The 19,768-nt window shown below is 59.5% G+C and carries 18 protein-coding genes; 14 read left to right on the top strand and 4 right to left on the bottom strand.

All coding sequences use genetic code 11. From position 1 onward, the window contains the following. Positions 1–31 precede the first annotated feature (31 nt). The 3 genes from QA640_RS02755 to QA640_RS02745 form a co-directional block, all read right to left on the bottom strand. Positions 32–730 (bottom strand): GntR family transcriptional regulator, encoded by a 699-nt coding sequence (locus tag QA640_RS02755; RefSeq protein WP_283039250.1) that lies wholly within the window; start codon positions 728–730, stop codon positions 32–34. Between the two features lie 318 nt (positions 731–1,048). Then, positions 1,049–2,212 (bottom strand): acyl-CoA dehydrogenase family protein, encoded by a 1,164-nt coding sequence (locus QA640_RS02750; RefSeq protein WP_283039249.1) that lies wholly within the window; start codon positions 2,210–2,212, stop codon positions 1,049–1,051. Positions 2,213–2,329: 117 nt separating this feature from the next. Continuing rightward, complete coding sequence (locus QA640_RS02745) at positions 2,330–3,046, bottom strand: TetR/AcrR family transcriptional regulator (protein ID WP_283039248.1); 717 nt, start codon at positions 3,044–3,046, stop codon at positions 2,330–2,332. A 47-nt stretch (positions 3,047–3,093) separates the two neighbouring features. Between QA640_RS02745 and QA640_RS02740 the strand changes: the two genes are divergently transcribed. From QA640_RS02740 to QA640_RS02690, 11 genes are all read left to right on the top strand, one after another. After that, a complete protein-coding gene (locus QA640_RS02740; protein ID WP_283039247.1) occupies positions 3,094–3,825 on the top strand; it encodes a hypothetical protein in 732 nt (243 codons plus the stop codon). 380 nt (positions 3,826–4,205) lie between these two features. Beyond that, the gene (locus QA640_RS02735) at positions 4,206–5,060 is read left to right on the top strand and encodes a branched-chain amino acid ABC transporter permease (RefSeq protein ID WP_283039246.1); all 855 of its coding nucleotides are present in this window, start codon (positions 4,206–4,208) and stop codon (positions 5,058–5,060) included. Next, positions 5,057–6,049: a branched-chain amino acid ABC transporter permease gene (locus QA640_RS02730; protein WP_283039245.1), complete on the top strand. Its 993-nt coding sequence runs from the start codon at positions 5,057–5,059 to the stop codon at positions 6,047–6,049. The genes QA640_RS02735 and QA640_RS02730 overlap by 4 nt, the downstream gene beginning before the upstream one ends. After that, positions 6,046–6,807 carry an ABC transporter ATP-binding protein gene (locus tag QA640_RS02725; protein ID WP_283039244.1) on the top strand — a complete coding sequence of 254 codons (762 nt, stop codon included), beginning with the start codon at positions 6,046–6,048 and terminating at the stop codon, positions 6,805–6,807. The genes QA640_RS02730 and QA640_RS02725 overlap by 4 nt, the downstream gene beginning before the upstream one ends. Continuing rightward, positions 6,797–7,525: an ATP-binding cassette domain-containing protein gene (locus QA640_RS02720; RefSeq protein WP_283039243.1), complete on the top strand. Its 729-nt coding sequence runs from the start codon at positions 6,797–6,799 to the stop codon at positions 7,523–7,525. Before QA640_RS02725 ends, QA640_RS02720 begins: the two co-directional genes overlap by 11 nt. 32 nt (positions 7,526–7,557) lie before the next feature. After that, positions 7,558–8,682 (top strand): ABC transporter substrate-binding protein, encoded by a 1,125-nt coding sequence (locus QA640_RS02715; protein ID WP_283043097.1) that lies wholly within the window; start codon positions 7,558–7,560, stop codon positions 8,680–8,682. Between the two features lie 35 nt (positions 8,683–8,717). Further along, on the top strand, positions 8,718–9,173 hold the full coding sequence (locus QA640_RS02710) for a MaoC family dehydratase (protein ID WP_283039242.1): 456 nt from the start codon (positions 8,718–8,720) through the stop codon (positions 9,171–9,173). 29 nt (positions 9,174–9,202) lie between these two features. Next, the gene (locus QA640_RS02705) at positions 9,203–10,576 is read left to right on the top strand and encodes an FAD-dependent oxidoreductase (RefSeq protein ID WP_283039241.1); all 1,374 of its coding nucleotides are present in this window, start codon (positions 9,203–9,205) and stop codon (positions 10,574–10,576) included. 123 nt (positions 10,577–10,699) lie between these two features. Next, positions 10,700–11,500, top strand: coding sequence for an enoyl-CoA hydratase-related protein (locus QA640_RS02700; protein WP_283039240.1), 801 nt, complete (start codon positions 10,700–10,702; stop codon positions 11,498–11,500). Positions 11,501–11,579: 79 nt separating this feature from the next. Next, on the top strand, positions 11,580–12,299 hold the full coding sequence (locus QA640_RS02695; protein ID WP_283039239.1) for a hypothetical protein: 720 nt from the start codon (positions 11,580–11,582) through the stop codon (positions 12,297–12,299). Positions 12,300–12,440: 141 nt separating this feature from the next. Further along, positions 12,441–12,914 carry a hypothetical protein gene (locus QA640_RS02690; RefSeq protein WP_283039238.1) on the top strand — a complete coding sequence of 158 codons (474 nt, stop codon included), beginning with the start codon at positions 12,441–12,443 and terminating at the stop codon, positions 12,912–12,914. A 63-nt stretch (positions 12,915–12,977) separates the two neighbouring features. On the opposite strand, the gene QA640_RS02685 is transcribed toward QA640_RS02690, so the two are convergent. Further along, positions 12,978–14,171 carry a CaiB/BaiF CoA-transferase family protein gene (locus QA640_RS02685; RefSeq protein WP_283039237.1) on the bottom strand — a complete coding sequence of 398 codons (1,194 nt, stop codon included), beginning with the start codon at positions 14,169–14,171 and terminating at the stop codon, positions 12,978–12,980. A gap of 211 nt (positions 14,172–14,382) precedes the next feature. On the opposite strand from QA640_RS02685, the gene QA640_RS02680 reads away from it, so the two are divergent. From QA640_RS02680 to QA640_RS02670, 3 genes are all read left to right on the top strand, one after another. Beyond that, positions 14,383–15,987, top strand: coding sequence for an AMP-binding protein (locus QA640_RS02680; RefSeq protein WP_283039236.1), 1,605 nt, complete (start codon positions 14,383–14,385; stop codon positions 15,985–15,987). A gap of 625 nt (positions 15,988–16,612) precedes the next feature. Then, on the top strand, positions 16,613–18,109 hold the full coding sequence (locus QA640_RS02675; RefSeq protein WP_283039235.1) for an argininosuccinate lyase: 1,497 nt from the start codon (positions 16,613–16,615) through the stop codon (positions 18,107–18,109). Positions 18,110–18,388: 279 nt separating this feature from the next. After that, positions 18,389–18,661: a hypothetical protein gene (locus tag QA640_RS02670; protein WP_283039234.1), complete on the top strand. Its 273-nt coding sequence runs from the start codon at positions 18,389–18,391 to the stop codon at positions 18,659–18,661. Positions 18,662–19,768: the final 1,107 nt, after the last annotated feature.

The raw sequence follows: 19,768 nt of genomic DNA, 5'->3' as shown, positions 1-19,768 counted from the left end.
TGAATTTGTAGTTTGGTGGAGGACTAGACGGCTAGTGGGCCGGCTGCTTGTCCTGGATTAAGGCCGCGATGATGCGATCGCCACCCTTCATTAGATCTTCTGTTAGCGCCGCCCTTGCTGCCTTGGCATCGCCGCCACTAAGCGCAGCTATAATTCGATGATGGCCGCGGGCGCCTTCCGAGGTCAAGTTTACCGGAATATGGTTGAAAACAGGCCCGATCTGGAGCCACAGCGACTCGATCATGGAAAGTAATAGCGGGCTCTTGGCCGCTTCATACACCGTAAAATGGAACTCCTGGTTCAGCGCCCAAAATTGACGCTGCTTATTTCCACTCAAGGATTTAATCTTCTCATGGATGCGCTTGAGGGAAGCAATGACGTCAGGGCCCACGTGCTGACATGCCAGGGCGGCGGCCTCGCCCTCGAGAAGAATCCGAACTCTGCGAATTTCCAAGAACTCATCGATCGTCTTTTCGGGTACGATGACGCGATGGTTGGGGAGCATTTTCAGTGCGCGTTCGACGACTAGGCGCGCAATGGCGTCCCGAACCGGCATAAGGCTAACATGTAGGCTTTGCGCCAGACCTCGGAGCTTCATTTCCGAGCCGGGCGCGAAGCCTCCAGACATGATCATAGTCCGGAGTTCGCGGTACACGCGATCGTTGAGAGTCTCTCGTTCGACAGCGCGAATCGAGCTCTCCAGCCCGACCTTGTCTGCTCCTTTAACCATTCGCTGAGTCGCCTCGCCCTCGACAATTCCGTCACCTTATCAAGAGAGGCGCGCTTGGCAAATCTGACGCCTTGCCGGGATGCGTCCTAGCCGCTCACCGATGATCTGCGCTGCACTCCGCCAGGCGATAGACGAGACGCGTATCGCCTTATCCCTGAAGAATAACGCTTTTTCCGTGGCCGAGGGCCTGATGCAAGCCGATTAAATGCCTCCACAACACATGACACCCACAGCTCCGCTTCAGGAGCGGAACTCCAAACAGGCAGCTCATCGCTCCCTGGCCAATGGTCGCAATTCTCATGGCCTACCAAACATTCATCAGAGAGCCGGGACGCCATTCTTCATCAGCGATCTAGCGATCACCATTTTGTGGATCTCGGTCGTACCATCATAGATCCGAAGAACACGGGCATCGCGGTAGAGACGTTCCATGATGAACTCTTTCGTATATCCCATTCCCCCAAAAATCTGGACGCCGCGATCGACGACGCGGCCAAGCATCTCGGATGCGTGGAACTTGACCATGGATACCTTTTCACGCGGATCCATGCCTCGATCGATCTCCCAGGCGGTGTTCAGCACCATCATACGGACGCCGAAGATGTCGGTGACCATATCGGCGAGTTTCTCCTGGATCATCTGGAATTCGCCGATGGGCTTTCCAAATTGCTTGCGCTGCCGGGCATAATCGGTCGCCAGCGCAAGGACCCGGCTGGCCATTCCGACGGCGCGCGCCCCCACTCCGCCGAGCCGGTAGGCGTTCACGAACGAGAGCATCTGGCTCAAGCCCGCGCCTTCCTGCCCCAGCAACTGCTCCGGGCCCACTCGCACATCCTCCAGCGACAGTTCGGCGTGGTTAAGGCCGCGCATGCCCATCATGTGCTGCACGCGCGCGACACGAAATCCGGGCGTCCCCTTATCGACGAAAAACGTTGAGATGCCCTTTGCGCCCTTCTCGGGATCAGTTACCGCGGAGATGATGACCGTATCGACGAAATCGCCGTCCGTGATGAAGTGCTTGGTACCATTGATGATCCAACCTTTGCCGTCGCGTTTCGCTGTCGTGCGGATTGCTGCTGCGTCCGAGCCGGCAGCCGGCTCGGTCATGCCCAGCCCCACGTCGATATCGCCCCGGACTGCCGGAAGAAGATATCGTTCGCGCTGCTCTCCTTGGCAATGAATGATCGGTCCTGGGATGGCGCCAAAGGCGCGCCGCACGAGCGCGTCCGATGTCCAGCCACATTGCTCTTCGACCAGGCAGGAATCCATTGTTCCGAGCCCTCCCCCACCGACCTCTCGTGGATAGCTCATCGCAAAGAGTCCGAGCTCGCGCGACTTGCGGCGCAAGTCGCGGACGAGATCAGGATCCACCGTCCCGGAATCTTCGACCTTCTGTTCGAGAGGAGCGAGCTCCTTTTCAATGAAGCGTTTCACCGTGTCGACCAGCAGTCGGCTTTCCTCTGGGACCTCGAAGTCGATCATGTCGTTTCCTCTTGAATATTTGGCTGGCAGAATAAGAGCCGGCTTGTCTTAGGAGATTCGAAGGGCGTCCAAACCAGTCGCCCTTTCATTCGCGATGGGCATCATTGGAATATGCTGTCATTGATCGGACGCCCGCCTCGCCTTCCGCACTGGCTGCCCTCGCACGTTCGCGATCTCCGGCTGAAATGTGAGTAGCTTGTGTGCAGCCGTTCTTGATTGCGCCGGAAAAAGGCTCGCCAGGAGCGCCCGCCGAAAGACGCGAACGAGTTCCGATCCGTCCAGCTCCTCGCCACGGCGGACCCACTCGAGCAGGATGCCGTCATGAACGGCCATGAATGTCGAGGATGTCTCGCGAAGCCGGACATCAGCGGAGAAGCGGCCAGCCTTGATGCCCTCGTGGACGACCTCCTCGATGAAGTCCCGCATGTCCTTGTACTTTTGTGCGATGATTGCGCCGCTCTCGCTCTCGGCGTTGCGGAGTTCAATAGATAAAAGAACAAACAGGATTATCTCGCGTTGGTTCTTGACGGAATAACTAACCTGCTGGTGCAAGAACCGCACGACCCGATCGACGACATCCTTTTCCTCTCTGGCGCGAGCGATGGCAGCATCAATGTAGACTGCAGCAATTCGTCTTAAGATATGCGCCAGATATTTGTCTTTGTTGTCGAAATAGAAGAGCAGGCCAGCCTTCGACATGCCGGCAAGTTTTGCGATCTCGTCGAGCGATGCCCCGCGGAAGCCCTTTTCCGAGAACACGGCGACACCAGAGCGGTAGAGCGTTTCAAGGCTCTCCTCTCGCCACTGTTCATTCGTTCGGGATTTTTTGGCCAATTGGCACCTCTAATCTGGTTGGAGCACTTTCAACAACGCAGTTCGGCTTGAAGTTCGAAAGCCGCGAGGAGCAGGAACCCCTGAGCAAACGGCGCTTTTCCAAACGGCACGCCGGGCCCCCCCGGCGGAAGCGCAACAGCCGGCACGCCGCCGTCGGCGCCGACCGAATCCGCTACGACACGAAAAGCCCGGATCGCGGAATCTCGAAATCCCGACTCGACGAGGCCGAGCCTGGCTGCCGCCGCGGCCGCATAGGCATATTGCAACGTCCCCGAAGATTCGAATGGCGCGAAGGGATCATCAAGCACGTGTCGCAGATAGCCCGAGCGGTCCTGCCGTTCGCGCAACGAGGTGAGAACCCGGCGAAGAAGTTCGCAAAGCCGGTCTGCTGCGGCGTGGTCGGGCTTCATCTCGATGACGTCAACAAGTCCCGCAACGAGCCACCCATTTCCTCGCGCCCAGAACGTCGACTGTGGATAATGGTCTGGGGTTTCGCACCACACATGGCGCGCGAGATTCCGGTAGGGATCGACGAGGTGCTTTGCCATGACCTCGATCTGACGCGCCCCTTCATCAAGGAATTCCGCTCTGCCCGTCACGCAGCCAAGCAGGGTCAGGAAAGGTGCCATCAAATATGCGAAGTCGATCCACAGCTCAGGCGCTTCGAGCCGGGCCACAATGCCGCCATCTCTCGTTCGTTTCGCGGCCAACAGGGCTTCAGCGTGAAGAAGCGCTGCGTCGAGCAGGCGCTGTTCGCGTGTGCGCCGATAGACATTTAACAATGCAACACCGAACGACGATGCGTTTGCCGGTGACGGCGTAAAGACGCGCACATGGCCCGAGCCGAGATAGTCACGCTCATCATTCGCCAGGTACCCGGCGCTCGATTGTCGGGCGACCGCGCGGTCGATCCACCTTTCCACCACTCGGTTCGCCTCAGGATTTTCAAAGCGTTGGAGGCCGACGAGAGCCGGCCCGCGCTCCCACCAGTCGCGGTCGTCGGGATGGTCGATAATGTAGCGACTAACTCTTCCGATCAAACCATCGAACTCGCTTGACATGCCGCGCCCATGTTAGTTACCGTTCGGTCAGTTAGATATATGAGAGCGCTGGCGGATGCAACCGCAAAGCACTCCGAGGGAGCGAAACCGGAGGAGGCATGGCCTTCATCGAATTCGGGCTGAACGGAATCTTTCTTGGGGCTGTATTCGGCCTCCTCGCGCTCGCCATTGCAGTTGTCTGGATGACCACCGACGTCGTTGACATTGCAACCGGCAGCTACGCGGCTGCGGCTGGCATGGTGGCCGTATGGGCAGGGCCGCCTTGGGGCGCGCTCCTCGGAATCTTAGCGGCAACGGCGCTCAGTGGCGCGATGGGCGTCATCTTCATGATCTTCCGACGACTTGGCGCGACCCGCGATACCATATTGATCGTACTCTGCACGATCGCCTACACATTCGTCATCGAATCTGCGCTTCAGAGCGTGTTCGGGACCGACAACCGCTTCTTTGCATCCGTTCCGGGCGCCTTGGACGTGGCAGGCGTGTTTCTCACGCTTCAAGGCGTCTTCGCTTTCCTTGTGGCTGTCGTGCTGCTGGCGGGACTACTCGCGGCACTTCGTTGGTCTCCTGCGGGGCTTCTGATGCGCGCAAGCGCGATCTCCGCAAAGTCTGCAAGCCTTACCGGCATTCCGGTCCGCCTTGTTCAATTCGTCGTATTCTTGTTAGGGGGCGCGATTGCAGGCGTTGCAGGCGTTCTCGCCTCTATGAGTATCGGGGTGTCCTACTCAAGTGGTTTTGCGCTGTCTATTATTGCCTTCAGTGGGGCCGTGGTCCTCGGCCGCGTGACCGTTTCCTTAGCCTTCACGGGCGGGCTTCTGATCGGGCTCGCAATTGCACTTGGCCAAGCCTATCTGCCGCAGGGCTGGGACGCGGCAACGGCGCCCATTTTGATCATCGCCGTCCTCTGTAGCGGGCTTGTTTCGCGCGACATCTTCCACGGAGCGCGGCCATGACCAGAAGCGTTCGTCTCAGCAGGATCTCTCCTGTCCTGATCATAATAGGCATCGCGATTTCGCTGGCGATCGCCGGCCAGGTCAAGCCATCCATCTATGCGACATCGGTCACGATCGGATTCTTCAGCCTCCTCGCGCTTCCTCTTGGGCTTCTCTACGGCCAAGGTGGCGCCATATCACTGGCACAAGGAGGGTTCGCAGCCGTGGGAGCATTCACCACCGCGATCCTGACGGTCAAGTTCGGCTGGTCACCCTTTGCATCACTTGTTGTCTCGGTCGGCCTCCCCGCGATTCTTGCATTCGCGATTGCACGGCCGCTCCTTCGTCTTCCCGAATTGTCTCTTGCGCTGGTCACTATTTCGCTCGTGATGATCTTCAAGGTCGTATTCGAGCGGGCTGAGCAATTGACTGGCGGCTACAACGGCATCACCGGTATCGCACCTCTTCCGATCATCGGCGTCGAACGCTCGTATGCACATTGGACGATTTGGACGGCCGTCCTCGTCGTAGCATATTGCTACGCTTCTTACGTTGAAAGCGGGCGCGGACGAGCACTGAATGCGATCCGGGTGGACCGCCTTCTCGCCGAGTCAACTGGCACCAATGTCGCGTTTGAGCTATCGAGTCTCTTCTCCCTGTCGGCGGGAATTGCCGGGTTAGCCGGTTGGTTTTACGCACATTATATTGGGTTTATGGCACCGGACTCATTGGATCCGACTCTGTCGGCCAATATCTTGTTCATGGTCGTGCTAGGGGGACGTAAGTCGGTCTTGGGGCCGATTGTGGGAGCATCGTTGTTCACGCTTGCCTCCGATCTTCTTCCGGGCACCGTCACGCAAGGAATGATTTTCGGCTTCCTCCTCATTGTCATTCTCGTCTTCTTCCCTGATGGTATCGTCTCTCCGGGAATGATGCGATGGACCCGCCGCCGAACCACGGCGATTCCAGAAGCCAAGAACAGACCTGGCGTGAGGCTTGAGCGCGCATGACCCTGTCAGCTCAAGATCTCTCCGTTCGCTTCGGTGGCCTCCAAGCTCTCGCTGAGGTTTCACTCGAAGTCACGCCTGGACGCATCCTCGGCCTCATCGGCCCGAATGGTGCCGGGAAGACGACGCTTTTCAACTGCCTCACGGGTGTGATCCAGCCGAAGGGTACTGTGGTCGTCGACGGGGTCGAGATCACACAGTTGCGCACGGACGAGCGTGTCGGACGTGGCATCAGTCGCACCTTTCAAACGCCGCGGCTCGATATGAATCGAACCGTGCTTGACGCTGTGATGCTTGGATATACGCCTCACCTGACGCAAGGCCGTCTCGCCTGCTTTCTCGGGCTACCTTCGGTCCGCCGCAGCGAAGAGGATCTCAGGAACGGTGCGATTGAGAAAATACGGCTCCTCGGGTTAGGCGGAGCGGCGGAGGACCGCGCCGGATCGCTGTCGCTCGGCCAGTTGCGGCTGCTCGAGGTGGCTCGGGCCTTGGTCGCCGGCCCACGCTACTTGCTGCTTGATGAGCCGGCAGCCGGTCTCGACGAGTCAGACCGGATACGCCTGGCGGACGCCATCAAGAGCGCGGCAGCCAGCGGGATCGGAATCGTACTGATTGAGCATAACGTAGGCTTCGTCTCGAGGCTCAGTCACGAGTTGCTGGCGCTCGTGAATGGCAAGGTTGTCGCTCGCGGAGAGCCGAACTCGGTAGTCTGCTCGCAAAAGGTAATCGAAGCATATCTGGGGCCTGCCTATGTCCATTGAAGCAGGCGGATCAACCCGGCCAAGTCTGATTTGTCGGGAGGTCTGTGCACGATACGGACTGTTGGAGGCCTGCCGGAATATCTCGCTCCAGGTTGACCCCGGCGAGATCGTCGCGTTGATCGGACCAAACGGTGCCGGCAAAACGAGCTTCATTGGCGCCCTGAACGGTACCGTTGCCGGCTCCGGAGAGGTGTTGCTCAACGGAAGTAACCTGATGGGCATGGCGACGCATCGTCGAAGCCGAGCGGGTCTCGCCACGGTGCCGGAGGGCCGCGGCTTGTTTCCCACTTTGACGATCGGCGAAAATCTGGCGCTCGGCGCCCGGTTGGCACCTTCAACGGAGCGCGCCGCCGCGATCGAGGAGGCCGCTGGCCGGTTCGGATTTATCCGCGAGCGATGGAACACGGCGGCGGGGTCTTTGAGCGGCGGCGAACAACAAATGGTCGCAGTCGCGAAATGCCTGGCCGGGCGGCCTGCAGTCTTGCTGCTCGATGAGCCATCGCAGGGCTTGGCTCCGATTATCGTCGGAGAATTGGCCGAAGCATTAAACGGACTCCGCACGACCGGAATTGCCATCCTTCTTGTCGAACAGAACCAGACGTTGGTCTCCATCACTGCCGACCGTTTCGTACTGTTAGCCTCCGGCCAAGTCGTGTCGCAAGGCGGTCGGGCGGAACTGGCCGATCGTGAACGAATGGCCATGGCATACTTCAAATAGAACAATATCCTGGGGAGGAATACGTGAAGCAAATGTTTCGTTGTCTCGTAACAACGGTTGTTCTCGCCGCCGGTATGTCAAGCGCTTCGGCCCAATCGACATCGAAGGACCCAATCAAGGTCGGCATTCTGCTTGGCCTGACAGGGACCTCCGCGGGTTATACATTGGACGAGCGCCGTGCCGCCGAGGCCGTGACCGAGGAGGTCAACTCTGCAGGTGGCATCAACGGACGCAAGATCGAACTCGTCATACGCGACACAAAGACGAATCCGACTGAAGCCGCGCGCGTCGCGAGTCAGGTCATCCTGGACGACAAGGTGGTCGCCATCCTCGGGGCCGGAACGGCTTCGGAAACGTTGGCATTTGCCGATTTCGCCGCGCGCAACCAGACGCCTATCTTCGCGCCGACCTCGTCGCAATCCGTGACGGATCCGAGCACGTCCTACTTCAAATGGATTTTCCGGATGGCCCCTCCCCTCAGCGCGGACGCGCCAAAGTTGATGGACAAGGTGAAGGCCGATGGACGCAAGACGATTGCGATCTTCGTGCAGGAAGATGCTTATGGCCAGCAAGCGTCCGAGATGATGAAGGACTACGCCAACAAGAGCGGCATCAAGATCGCTGAGATCGTATCCGCACCCATCTCGAACACAGACTTCACCACGCACGCCATCAAGCTGCGAAATGCCCGGCCCGATGCGGTGCTGATCGCTGCCTCGCAAACGCAGACAGCGAGCAGCATGCTCCGAAAACTGCGCGAGATGGGCTCGACCGCGCCTGTGTACGGGGTCTCCGCGCTTGTCTCGAGCGCCATCCTTGAAGCCGCTGGTCCGGCGGCAGAAGGGCTTATTGCGCTTTCGAACAGCAATCCGTTCGATCCCGGACCGTTGAAGCCTCTCGTTGAACTGCTGAAGGACCATGGTGGTAACCGATCGTATGGCTCGGTCTGCGGCGCAACCGCCATGGAAGCCATTGTTCAGGCATTGCGGACGGGCGCTACGACTGGATCCGAGATTCGTGACGCTGTGGAGAAAATGGGGCCCGTCAAACTCTATGCGGCAGCCCCAGTGGAGTACAGCGAGACCAATCACGACGGCTGGGGCCCGGGCACCATGTTCTTCGTGACGGTCAAAGACGGCAAGTTCGTCAACCTGTAACGAAAAGAAAAATCGACGAAAATAGGAACAGAAGCGTGAGAAGCTGCGAGCAAATAATCGATAGCATCCAGTTAGGTGAAACCGTTCAGTTCGAGAAAACAGTCACCGAAGCGGACGTCTATATGTTTGCCGGCATTACCGGGGATTTCGCTCCCGTACACGTCAACGAAGAATACATGAAGAGAACGCGGTTCGAGGGCCGGATAGCCCATGGCGTCCTGATCCTCGGACTCGCCTCCACCGCATCGAGCCAATTCGCGGCACGTGCGAACGTTCCGGGTGTTTCTGCAGGATACGATCGGGTGCGTTTTCTCGGACCGGTCCGATTCGGAGACACGATTAGGATCGATTACACTCTTCGCCGAAAAGACGCCGAGCGCGCCCGCCTCTACTGTGAAGTCAAAGGCATCAATCAGCGCAACGAAAGCGTTCTCTCGGCTGAGCACATCATTAAGGTCATTCCGAACAGCAACGACAGCCGGCTTACCTAATCAGCGCAACACCCCTGGAGCAATCCCCGATGTCAGACAGCGTCGATCTTCACCTTGCCGCCGATCGTTCAGCCACGATCGCGTCGCGCGCCGATGTCGTAGTGGTTGGAGGCGGACCGGCGGGTGTTTGCGCAGCCGTTGCGGCAGCACGGCAGGGCGCATCCGTCGTTCTTCTCGAACGCTATTCCTACCTTGGCGGCCTTGCCTCCGGCGGTATGGTTTTGGTGCTCGATGACATGTGCTCGGGCTCGGAAATTACGGTGATGGGCCTTTGCGCTGAGTACATTGACAGGATGCAACGCGAGAATCTAGTTGTGGTCCCTCCCCCCCATGAACGGACGGCTAGGCCGGAGCATTATCGAAAGTGGGCGCGCTGGGGCCTGTTCGATCTTTATGCGCGTACAAAGCCTCCCCCCGTCTGCTATGCGGCGACCTTCGATCCGGATAGCTGGAAGCGTGTCTCGACTGAGATGGTGCGCGAAGCGGGCGTCGAGACGAGACTGCACAGCTGGTTTTCCCGCGCTATCGTCGAAGACGACCGCATCCGCGGCGTAGTCTGCGAGACGAAATCGGGCCGTCAGGCAATCATGGCAGATGTTGTAATCGATGCCAGCGGGGACCTTGATGTTCTCGCCTCCGCCGGCGCTCCGTTTGCGCACGAGCAATACTTAGTGACCAATGTTTTCCGACTGGGCGGCGTGGATACCGAGGAGGCCGACCGCTTCCAGCACGAGGAGCCGGAGGCGTTCGCACGCATCGATGGACAGGCGCGCAAGATTATCGGCGGCTCCTGGGAGTTCTGGTGGCTTAAGACTCCGCTGCCTGGAATCGTGTGGTGCAACTGCCCGCACCTGACTGGAATTGATGGCCTTGATGTCGCCGACATGACGCGGGCCGAGTACGAAACCCGACGACGCGCTGACCAACTCGTCGACTACGTGAAACAGAACCTTCCCGGCTTCCAAAAGTGTTTCGTCGTGGATTTCGCACCGCAGCTTGGCGTCCGTCAGACGCGACTGCTGCAAGGCGAGTACGTCGTGACGAAGGAAGACATTACCAACCGTCGCTGGTTTGCCGACTCAGTTGCGCGTGGGCGGGACTACTTCACGCCCTATAGAGCGCTTCAGCCGAAGGGCCTCGTAAACGCGCTCGCCGCGGGGCGGCACTATTCCGCAACATCGACCGCTCAGAAGATCTCGCGCGAGATCCCGCCCTGCATGGCAATGGGTGAGGCCGCCGGAGTGGCTGCGGCCATGGCGCTCGAAAGCGAAGCAAACGTAAAGAACGTTGATATCGAGCGTCTTCGCCGGCGCCTGCGGGAATTGGGAGCGATTCCGGGCGACAAACCTGCCGCGTCGACGGCCGCTTCGGAACTGAACAACAAGTTCGATCTGCAGACGTAAGAGAAGGTTCTGAGAGACCTCCATGAGACCAAAGTACTCGGGGGGAAACCTTTTTGCGGCCTCATCGGGCCACAAAACGCCCAATAGGTCGCAAAAATAGAATCTGAAACGGAAACCGAACCCATGCCTGACCATCACCTGACAATCGATGCGGGGATCGCGACGATTACGTTCGACAACCCGCCGCTCAACCTGATGACGACTGCTCTGATGGGCGTTCTCGAAGGTCATCTCGATACGATCGATGCAGACCCAACCGTGCGCGTGCTCATTCTGACCGGAAGCCGCAAGGCCTTTGGCGCGGGTTCGGATGTGCGAGAATTCCCCGGGTATGCGGAAGCCGGGAATGTCCTCAACAAGAAGCTAATCCGCGAAAATAAGGTTTTTCGCCGAATCGATCACCTGCCGATTCCGACGATCGCAGCCATTCACGGCCTTGCCTTCGGCGGTGGACTTGAGCTCGCTTCGGCCTGCGACCTTATCGTCGTCGATGAGGATGCGCGGCTCGCGTTGCCGGAGATCAAGCTTGGGGTCTTCCCAGGCAGTGGAGGATCGGTTCGTATCAGCCGCCGCATCGGCGAGGCTCGCGCGAAGGAAATGATGTTCTTGGGCGAACCGATCGATGCGGCGACAGCGCTGTCCTGGGGGCTGATCAATCGCGTGGCGCCGAGCGGCAAAGCAATGGAGGTCGCGCTGGATCTTGCACGGCAGCTTATTGCTCGTCCCAAGCTCGCGCTTTCGGTATGCAAGACGGCCGTGGATCTTGCCTTCGACGTCTCGGAGGACGAGGCGATGGCCCGCACGCTGTTGATGTGCGATCTCGTTTCCAGTTCAGCCGAGACCCGGGAAGGCGTTCGAGCGTTCTTCGCCAAGGAAGCGCCCGACTTCAGCCGGGTGTCGTCCAGCCTCTATCGCCCCTCCTGACATTTTTGGGGGAACGATGATGAACACCGCTGCCGGGCAGCTGAGCGTGTCAGTTCCGACCGAGCTGTAGGAGCCGAGCGTGGTGTGCCGACCTTCGGAGAAGAACAGAACAATTCTCAAGAGCGGCATCCTCTTCGCCCTGGCAAGCGTGGCGCTCACAGCGTCTCTTAAGGCGGAGGATCTCCCGCCGGCGTTTCCGCGCGAAGGGTCGAGAAAGGTACTGGAGAATAGTCGCGTCATTATCTGGGATGCGACGTGGCCAAAGGGCAAGGCCGCCGTACTTCATGAACACCCCGTCGACTATCTCTCAGTCACATTGGTTGAAGGGGCAGTGAAGATTATGGAACGAGACGGAACGTCTTCTGTTGGTCGGCCCGCTCCATTTGGGTTTGTCCGGTTCAATCCGAAGGGCACGATTCACGCTGAAGAGGGTGTCGGCGACCAAGAGAGACGGGCCATCATGGTGGAACTGAAAACGGTTCCGAGACCGGCAGAGGCGGCTGCTACCAGATCAGGCTTTCCACGGAACGGAGCCACGAAAGGACTGGAGAACGAGCGGGTCGCCGTGTGGGACGTAACTTGGATTCAGGGTCAACAGATCCCGAGGCGGCAGCAGGGTCGAGACGCAGTTGTCGTATTTCTGAAGGGTGGCGTCATTCGGCAATCTCCGGAGGGTGCGGCGGTAAACGACACGCGGTGGAATGTCGGTGATGTTCTATATGTCCCGGCAGGTACTGACGTTCCGTCCGAGGAAGCCACCCAAGGTCCACCGCGAGCCGTCGTCATAGAACTCAAGTGATGATTTCAGAAAACACGAGCCGGCTAACCTTGCGATTGAGCCGACGCACCATCGCCCGCGGTCGACTCGCCGTGGTGCGCGGCCCATCGCTATCGTCAGCCAGACAACCCAGGCTTCCACTACATCAAAGGAGCTCCGTCGATGAAGGCCGCCATCTGTTTCCTCACCGCCGGGTTTCTTGTTGCCCCTGCCTTGGCTGCGGACCCGGTGGGGTTCGCCATGTGGAAGCCGGCCGAACTGAAGCAACGAGACGAGGCGCTATCCAAGAAGGTCGGTGCGGATAACTCCGCGCGGGAAACGCTGGCCGACTACGGCCATTACCGCTTCCGAATGCTTTATCGGGACGCGGATGGACTCCCTGAGCAGCATGACAACTTTGTCGATGTCGTCATTGTGCAAAGCGGGGAGGGCGCGTTGGTCCTGGGCGGCAAAATGATCGAGCCCAAGGCTGGCCCGGGCATCGGCGAGTACCTAGGCACGGGAATCGAGGGCGGGGAGCGGCACGCGCTCGCGCCAGGTGACTTGGTTCACATCCCAGCCAAGATTCCACACAACTTCCTCGTCGCCAAAGGGAAGCACCTCACGTACGTGCTTGTGAAGGTTTCCGCGCGTTGATGAACCGCTAATGCACTCACCGTGGGCTCGGTCCATACCTTGGCAAGCTCCCACAGTGTTCGGTTAGTTGGGATCGGCGACCCCAATGGCTTTTTCGGCCGCGAGGGCAGCGATCTCGTCTTCCGTATAACCGGCTTCTTGCAACACCGCCCGCGTCGAACCGCCAAGAGCGAGCGGAAGGTGGCGCACTGGGCGCACTTCGCCATCATACCGAATGGGGTGAGTGACTAGCGTCGCGTGGGCCTCCCCAACCGGAACGTGGGTTAATGCTCCAATGGCCGCAATTTGGGGATCATCGGGGAGGTCCTCATAGGACTGTATCCGTGAGAACCAGATCCCCTGCGACGTCAGCACTGCAGCAACTTCGTCGAATGTCATCGTCTCGAGTTTCGCGGCGAACAATTTGGCATATTCGTCCCGCCGCGTTTTGCGGCCGTCCGGTCCGAGCTCTGCCAATTCCGGAATGCCGAGGAGCCTAGGCAGGTCTTCGAATTTCCCTCCCGCACTGACGGCTATGTGCGCATCGCACAGCCGGTAGACGCCATAGGGAGCATCGGAGAACCAAAGCCCGATATGCGGGTCTCGCTCGATATTCGCCCGCGTTGCCCGCCGAGCGAAGAAATGGGTCAGCGTCTCGGCTTGCAGATCGATTGCAGATGTAAGGAGGCTCGATTCGACCCGCGTCCCCTCACCGGTTGCAAGGCGCTTCACATAGGCTGCAAGAATGCCGAGCGCCAGAAGCGCCCCGCCGTGCTGATCGACGATCGCGGCACCAACGCTCGACGGTAGCGTAGCAAGATCGCCGGTCGCTGCGATCAGGCCCGTACGCGCTTGGGCAAGCAAATCCTGTCCTGGTTCTTGAACCATAGGACCATGCACACCCCAACCCGTGGCGGATGCATAGATGAGATTGGGCTTCGTCCGTTGCAGATCCTTGAACCCGAAGCCTAGACGGTCGAGAACACCGACGCGGTAGTTCTCGGTAACAACATCAATCGTTTCTACGAGCCGATGAATGATCCGTTTGGCCTTCGGATGCTTCAAATCGATCGCAATTGACCGCTTATTGCGGTTTGCTGCCAAGAGGCTGCTGGAATGTCCATCCACATAGGCTCCCGCGGGGCTGAATCGTCTCTCGAAAGCGCCCTCGAGTGGCTCCACTTTGATCACGTCGGCGCCCATATCGCCCAGATATTGGGAAGCGGCTGGACCCTGAAGCCAATGTGAAAAGCTTAGCACCCTCATCTGTTCGAGCATATATCATCCGTGTTGATCAGGCTTTTTGAGACTTGCCCGGAAATAGCCCCGAGCACCTGTGCCGCCTTTGCGTGCGCGCTAAAATTAACTTACCGTCTAGACAGTAACTTCGTCAATCGCGGCGTAGACCTATGCACCTCTGCTGCGGAAGCGTAGCCTAAATTCAGAAGCTCTCGCACCGACGCCTGGCCTCCCACAGAAGAAGACGAACATGAACATGATGGAAACGCCCACAGTTGAAACCCTTGTCTGGAGCGCGGCGCGCCGGAATCCCAACGGCGTAGCAGTCGTTTCCCAAGCAGGCTCCGAGACATGGTCCGCCTTTGCCTGGCGGGTTTCTCAGATTGCGCGCGCCTTAATAAAGGACGGCCTTAGACCCGGTATGCATGTCTGTGTGCTGGCTGGAAATTCTCCGGCCCATCTTGCGACGACCTATGCCGTCTGGGCCGCGGGAGCCGTCCTGGTCCCCCTGAACACACGATTGTCGTCCAGCGAACTCGGCGCCATCCTTTCTCATGTCGAGGCTGCCGCTCTGCTGTTTGATGGGGCGCACGCCAATACTGCGCACACAATCGCGGCCGAATGCCAAATCTCTCGCGCGCTGCAGATAGAGAATCTCAACGAGCTCCGCGAGCCTACGCCGACGGGCCGCCTGCCATCTATGCCAACGATCCTCCGTTCCGGCGAAGATCGGGAGATTGCCGGCATCATTTACACGGGAGGGACTACGGGTACTCCCAAGGGGGCAATGCTCACTGGGCGCTCATTTCTGAGACAGGCAGAGATTTTGCTGGATATTATGCGCCACGACACGATGTCCGTTTATCTTCACATCAGCCCCCTCTTTCATCTATCTGGGCTGACGCACACACACGGAATCACGCTGGCCGCCGGGACTCATGTTTTTCCCGGCTCCACCAAACCTGACGATGTGTTCGCATCGATCGCCGATCACGGTGTAAATGTTCTAGGCCTCGTGCCCACCTATCTAGCCACGCTCCTCGAGAACGTCTCTGGCCACAAGGCAACACTTCAGCGCATCGAACATGTCGGATACGGAGCGTCGCCAATCAGCGAGCCCCTCTTGCGGCGCGCGATTCAAGAGCTGCCAAACGCCTCTTTTCACCAGGTTTACGGGCAGACGGAAGCCGGAGGTTCCTGCCTGACCCTGCCACCAGAGGCCCACCGTCTAGAGAAATCAAGACGTGAGCGACTGAGCATGGCCGGCATTGCGCTCCCCGGATTCGACGTTCGCATCTTCGGCGAGGACGACCGGGAATGCATTCCTGGTGAGACAGGCGAAATCGTTGTACGTGGTGAGGGTGTTATGGCTCGCTATTGGCGAGATCCTGCACGCACATTGGAGGTTTTGCGCAACGGTTGGCTGAGAACCGGCGACATGGGCCGTCGTGACGAGGATGGGTATATCGCTGTGGTCGGCCGGTTGAAGGATTTGATCATCACGGGCGGAGAAAACGTCTACGCTGGCGAAGTCGAACGCGTGCTCGAAGCCTTGCCCGGCGTACGGAGCTGCGCGGTGGTCGGCGTTCCAGATCCGCATTGGGGCGAGGCAGTGCACGCCTTTGTCGTGCGCGATCCGGGCGCCAGACTGACCGAACCCGATATTAGACAATTCTGCCGATCCCATATCGCCGCATACAAATGCCCCAAAAGAGTATGGATCGACGACAAACCGCTGCCTTTGACGGGGGTGGGTAAGATCATGAAGAGCAAGCTTCGGGAGCAAGCGCTCGCCTTGATGACAACAGGCTCTACTCCGACCATTCTCAGCGAGCCTGCAGCCTCCTCCGCCTGAGAGAAGAATGAGCGTCCGGAACGGCGGAGCCTTCAGCCCTTCAGCCTGCAGGATCACGTGGTGCCGACTTTGGAGCAGTTTGCGGATCAAAGCGGCGATACCGCTATGTTTTGCGTTCCTCACGGTGATGAGCGGCTTTGTCTTTTTCGCGTCGAGAGAGCGAATCGCATTCGAATGCGCGCGCGGCCCGGCGAGATCCGGCCAATGAATGAATAACTCTGCAGTTGCGCAAGTACTTCGCCGGTCGACCGCCAGGGTTCAAGCGAGTGAGGGAATCGTGTTGTACACATCTGGCGTGGCCGACCCGCACACTGCCGCGCTGTCGACCCCGGTGTTCGGTGCGGCTGAAGCGCTCATCGGAGCTAAGAAGCGGGAGGATAGTTGCGCGAGGTCGACCTTTCATTCGCAATGGGCATTGGGAGCAATCTGGCGCTATTTCGACGGTCGGGCTCCGGTTTCGGCTGTTTGTATTCGGCGACAATCACGATTGTAGGCTTCTCTAGTACTACTGAGTCAATCATGCTGATCCCGCGCACGAGATCAATGGAGCAGGCTCATGGCTGCATTGCGCTGGCGCCCGGAAGCACTTCGCGTCATAAGGCGGAAAACAAGGAAGGTTATCGCAATGCGCGCTCATTCCGCTGCAATCCTGTTGTCGGCCGCTCTCATCGTCCCGTCACAGGCCGCCCCGCGCGACCGCTTCTTCTGGCTGTCGGAGATCAACAAGGCCTCCGCCGTGATGATTGTCGAGCGCGGCATCGTGCCGAAGCCGCTGGGCACCAAGATCTTTGATGCGATCAACAAGGTCGATAGCGCGGGCGATGCGCCGGGGGCGGCACGCTCCGGCGATTATCTCGTCGTGGAAAAAGACCTGATGGCGACGGGCGGGCCCGACATCAGCCGGTTGCATTCCGGGCGCAGCCGGCAGGACATCGGCTCGACCACACAACGGCTGATCACGCGCGACGATTTCCTTACCGCTTTCGAGAAGCTGAACGGCATGCGCGACGCACTGCTGGCGCTCGGCGCACAGGCGCCCAACGCGATCCTGCCGGCCTATACCTGGGGCGTGCAAGCGCAGCCGGTGACGCTCGGCCATTATGTCTCCGCCTATGCCAACGCGCTGGATCGACAAGCCGCTCGGATGCGCGAGGCCTATGCGCGGCTGAACCAGTCGCCGCTCGGCGCAGCCGCGCTCGGAACGTCGAGCTTCCCGGTCGACCGGCCGCGGCTGGCCGAACTGCTCGGCTTCGATGCACCGGTCGAAAACTCGCTCGACGCCAATCAGGTTTCGCCGATCGACGGCGGCGCCGAGCTGGCTGGCCTTGCGATATCGAGCGCGCTGATACTCGGCGCCTTCATCGCCGACGTCACCACGCAATATGCCCAGACCGAGCCGTGGATCATCCTGACCGAGGGCAACGAGACCGGCATCTCCTCGATCATGCCCCAGAAGCGCAATCCGAGCGGGCTGGTGCGGCTGCGCGCGGAGGCGAGCACGCTGATCGGCGAGGCCGCGACTTTCGCCATCATCGCCCACAATGTCGAGCCTGGCATGAGCGATTACAAGGATTTCGGCAACCCGAAGGAATATCCGAACGTGATGCTGCGGGACAAGGCGGCGCTGTTCGCGCATGCCGAGGACATGATCCGCACCATGCGCTTCCGCCCCGAGCGCGCGCTCGACGAAGTCAATAGCGACTACTCCACCACAACAGAACTCGCCGACACCCTGCAGCGCGAGGCCGACGTGCCCTTCCGCATCGGGCATCATTTTGCATCGGAGCTGGTCAACTACGGTCGCGGCCATCGTCTGCGTGCGAGCCAGATTCCGTATGCGGAAGCGCAGCGGATTTACGTGGACATCGCGACGGCTGCGAAGATGGAGACAAAACTGCCGCTGTCGGAAGAGCAATTCCGCCGCTCGCTCAGCGCGGAGAACATGGTCGAAGCGAGCAAGGGCCTGGGCGGCCCGCAGCCGGCCGAGGTCGCGCGCATGCTCAAGGGCGCGCGCGATCGCCTCGCGGCCGATCGTGCCTGGCTCGATGCAACGCGGACGAAACTCTCGGATGCATCGCAAAAGCTGCAGCAGGCCTTCACGGGATTGCGTGAGGTGAAATAGCTCGTAGGGTGGGTAGAGCGAAGCGAAACCCACCTCTTCTGCCGCCGCGGAAACAGAAGTGGTAAGTTGCGCTTCGCTAACTAGCGCACCGGCTATTCTAGAGTCGCTACGATCAGAGGCGAGAACGGAAGGAGCGCTGTTGGAAAACGTCCGCTCACTCGTCGAACGGCGCCCAGCCAAGAACGACCGGCGCATCCACAATGGTGAGCGGCAATCTGTTGTGCGCGATGCGCGAGCAGATGTGGATCAGTGTGGATACGGATGCTTGCAGTCGAGCTCATGATTGAGCATATCGTTGAACGCCCGCTTGAAATTGAGTCTCGGGTATCGCCGAAGCACTTCAGCAACGTCATCAGGGTCGAGCCTCGCATCCTGCACGCCCGAAAGGTCGTAAGCGAGGCCGCGCTGCATCAGGCGACTGGTGTCGCCCCTGATTGGTTCATATCCCAAGTGTGCAGCGCGATGTTGTCCCAATCAGCTGCGCTCGCCGAGGCACTCCTCAAGCAGGCCCTGCAGATCTCGCTGCGTCAGGGGCGGCGATCTGGGAATTAAGATCCGCCACAGGCTTGGCGGCTTCGTGGGCTGCATCAGGGCTGAAACTTCAGGCGTGGAATCTTCTCAGCCCTATCTGTGCCAAGTTCAAGGAGGAGAGAAACGACACTCCCGAGATCCGAGCAGTACGCCAACTGTTCTCAACACTTCCGTAGGAGCCCTGCCTATAACAGCCGAACGTTCCGCCGCAGGCGCTCAGAGCTGCTGAACAAATACGTCAAGCGGCCTGCGGGATCGAGCGGGCGCTTCGCCGAGCGCCGTCCGACCTGGGAAACGGCAAGGACGGGGCTCGGCGGGAAATTCGTCGCACGAAGCCGGCAAAGCGTCCCTCTCCCATGATCAGCAAACGGAACGCGCGAAACGCCGCCGCCGATTTCGAGAGGAGCAGAAGCGCCGTGAGGCCGAGCGCCAACGCGACTGCGCGGCAAAGAAAGCTCGAACGCCGCGAGGCGACGCCAGCGAAAGCAGAGGCCGCTCTTCAGAAGGCCGAACGAGGGCACGACGAGAGGTTAGCCGGACTGCACGCGGAGCGCGAACAATCGACAAACACTTGCAGGCCGAAGCTACGCGATGGGAGCGGGAGAGAGAAAAGCTGGAAGCTGCTCTGCGCCGTGCCCGGAAGTAGCGGGGTCAATCACCGAAGACGTGTGCATCGGCTCGCCTTGAGTAAGCGATCTTACATTGGCCAAAATGGCCGCCCGCTCGCGATCACTGCCGCCAATCAACCTAGCCCTTGGTGCGGACTCGGCCCTGAGGTCGCTCATTAACGCCAATCACCCACGGATATTGAAACTCTCAGCCTGCCATGGCAGGTTAGGGTCATCCTTGGGCTACACTCAGGGGCTACACCAGAGACCTCTGGCGTGCAGTAAGGCCTGATTTTACGGGGCTTTCTCGAAGCCGTTTTATTATGGCGGAGAGGGAGGGATTCGCATCCCTCTTCCGAGCGCAGCGAGCCGTCTGCGTCAGCGGTGACCTATCGTTTAGGAATAAAGTTTCGAATCGATTCCGAGCGTGCAGGTGCGCAAGCTCGACGCGGTCAGCTTTCCAATTCTGGCCTCCCAGGGCTACGCCATCGCAGAATTGACGGTGCCCTATGCGGAACGG

It is taken from the genome of Bradyrhizobium sp. CB82 (assembly GCF_029714405.1).
Taxonomy (GTDB): domain Bacteria; phylum Pseudomonadota; class Alphaproteobacteria; order Rhizobiales; family Xanthobacteraceae; genus Bradyrhizobium.
This window is presented reverse-complemented; position numbering and strand designations above follow the sequence as displayed.